Here is a 2,942-nt window from a genome sequence, read left to right as displayed (position 1 = left end):
GCGTCAAATGCTGCCAAATCGGCATTTTTATTTAACATGTCTCATGATATCCGTACACCTATGAATGCGATCATCGGTTTTACCGAATTGCTTGAAAAACACCTGGATGACAAAGAGTTATCGAAAAAATATATAAAGAATATCCAGACATCCAATGATTTTCTTCTTTCCCTTATCAATAATGTTCTTGAAATGGCAAGAATAGAGAGTGGAAAAACAACTTTAGATGAAACATATTGTAATGCATATGTATTCAATGATTCGCTGTATTCACTCTTTAATTCTCAGATGAAAGAAAAGGGAATTGATTTTACACGATATGCCAATGTTGAACATGTGAATGTCATCTGTGACGAGACAAAGCTTCGGGAGATTTTTCTTAATATTTTAAGTAATGCTTTGAAGTACACACCTTCCGGCGGAAAAGTTTCTATGAGGCTGAGCGAAATGGCATCGGACAAACCGGGGTATGTTATGTATCGGACGGAAATTGAAGATACAGGCATTGGTATGTCAGAAGAGTTCCTGACTCAGATATTTGAGGAATTTACAAGAGAACGTTCCAGTACAGAGAGCAGAGTTAACGGCACCGGATTGGGAATGCCAATCGTAAAGAAGCTTGTCGAACTGATGAATGGAACCATTGAAGTTGAAAGCAAGATTGGAAAAGGAACCAAATTTACAGTAACTTTGCCGCATCGAATCGCCGAGAATGGCGATGAAGATTATCTGGCGGAGAAAATGTGTGCATATGATGACGGCCATTTCAGAGGAAAACGCATTCTTCTCGCAGAAGATAACGAACTGAATGCTGAGATTGCGATGACAATTCTTGAAGAGGCCGGATTTGAAGTTGAACATGCGTCGGACGGCATTATTTGTGTGGATATGCTGGAAAAGGCAGAGGCCGGATATTATGATCTGATTCTTATGGATATTCAGATGCCAAATATGGATGGCTATAAAGCAACTCAGACGATTCGAAAGTTTTCAGATGTGAAAAAGGCCGGAATTGCGATTGTTGCCATGACTGCGAATGCATTCGAGGAAGACAGACGCAATGCATATAAAGCGGGAATGAACGGGCATATCGCTAAACCGATTAAAGTGGATATGCTGCTGTCTGCTTTAGAAGAAATTTTTAAATAATAGGGAGATCAACGATGATACAAGTAGAAAAACTATCCTATAGTTTTCCTGCAAAGGAATTATATAAAAACGTTTCATTTACATTAGAGGACGGTCAGCATTGTGCATTGATCGGAAGCAACGGGACCGGAAAGACGACTTTGGTTGACATGCTCATGAATACGGAGAAGTATCTCTATGACGGAAAGATCCTTTGGGAAGGTTTGCACCGGATTGGATATGTGAGTCAGTTTTCAAAAGCAGAAAAGGCTCAGAAAACAACGGTCTTTGAGTATTTAAGTGAGCGGTTTGTTGAAAATCAGAAAAAAACAGAAGAGATCTGTGCCCGGATGGCCACAGAGGAAGATATTGAGCCGTTATTTGAAGTATATCAGAACCTTTTAGATGAATTTCAGTCGATGGATGGGGATAGTTATGAGAGTAATATTCGAAAACTCCTGAAATTGATTGAATTGCAGAATCAGGAGGATGCACCTCTTTCCAGCCTGAGCAGTGGTGAATTTAAACTGATTCAGATTATGAAAGAGATGATCATGCAGCCGAATCTTCTGATTATGGACGAACCGGATGCCTTTTTGGACTTTGACCATCTGAAAAGTCTTGCAGATCTTATAAACACGTATAATGGTACACTGCTTGTTGTTACTCATAACAGATACCTTTTAAATACATGTTTCGACAAGATCCTTCATCTGGAAAATCGGGATATTCAGGAGTTTGATGGAAATTTTATAGAATATAATAATTCAATTCTTGAGAAAAAGGTCGAATTGCAGGAGCAGGCGGAGAAGGACAGAGAAGAAATCGAGCGCACGGAAAAGATGGTCAAACGAATGACGGATCGAGCGACGAAAATTGATATCGCATCCTTTGGCCGGGCGTTAAAAGCAAAAAAAACTCAGCTTGCAAGAGCTCAGGCAAGGCAGATCAAAGAACCTTTTGTCGATATTCGTCAGCCGAAGATTATTTTGCCGACGGTTTTGGCGGATTCAGAAGATGTCGTGCTTTCTGTTGATGGATATGAGGCAGCATTTAATGAAACTTTATTGGAAAATGTCAGTTTTGAACTGCATGCCGGTGAGAAGATCGCAATCGTGGGTGCAAACGGAACCGGAAAGACGACCCTTTTAAGAGATATTTACAAAAGACAGAATCCGGCCATCCATATTGCAGACGGTGTGGAAGTCGGCTTTTTGTCTCAGAATCAGGGAGAAGTTCTGAACGAAGAGAACAGTATTTGTGAGGAATTTATTTCCTGTGGTTTTGAAAATGAAAAACAGGTGGAAGCTTATCTTTCAGATTATTGTATCGATCCGGATATGCTGGATCAGAAGATTTCCGGATTATCCGGAGGGGAACAGAATCTTCTTCAGATAGCAAAGATAGCGCGGAGTAATGCCGGTTTATTATTATTGGATGAACCTTCCAGTCATCTGGATCTTTATGCACAGCTGGCACTTGAAAAGGCTGTTTCGGAATATAAAGGTGCGGTTTTGATGGTGTCCCATGATTTTTATAACATTGTGAACTGTGCAGATTATATCTTACTTGTTGACGGAAAGTCGATCCGTCGTGTGCGGATGCGTACCTTCAGACAAAAAGTCTATGAGAAATATTTTCCGAAAAATTATGTGGAAAAGGAACAGAAACGCAAAGAACTTCAGCTTCGTATCAATGCCTGTCTGAAAAAACATGAGATTGATGAAGCAAAAAAATTATGCGAGATGTTGCAATCAGAAGATTTTCATATATAGTTTTCAAAAACCCTTGACATGATTTTAAAATCAATTTAA

General features: G+C 39.7%; 2 protein-coding genes. Both read left to right on the top strand.

Annotation, left to right across the window (positions count from 1 at the left end; genetic code table 11):
• On the top strand, positions 1-1,149 hold a 1,149-nt coding region (locus QZZ35_RS10705), incomplete at its 5' end, for an ATP-binding response regulator (protein ID WP_291237394.1).
• Between the two features lie 14 nt (positions 1,150-1,163).
• Positions 1,164-2,903 carry an ABC-F family ATP-binding cassette domain-containing protein gene (locus tag QZZ35_RS10700; protein WP_291237393.1) on the top strand — a complete coding sequence of 580 codons (1,740 nt, stop codon included), beginning with the start codon at positions 1,164-1,166 and terminating at the stop codon, positions 2,901-2,903.
• The last annotated feature ends 39 nt before the right edge of the window (positions 2,904-2,942 follow it).

It is taken from the genome of Frisingicoccus sp. (assembly GCA_016298055.1).
Lineage (GTDB): Bacteria > Bacillota > Clostridia > Lachnospirales > Lachnospiraceae > Frisingicoccus.
This window is presented reverse-complemented; position numbering and strand designations above follow the sequence as displayed.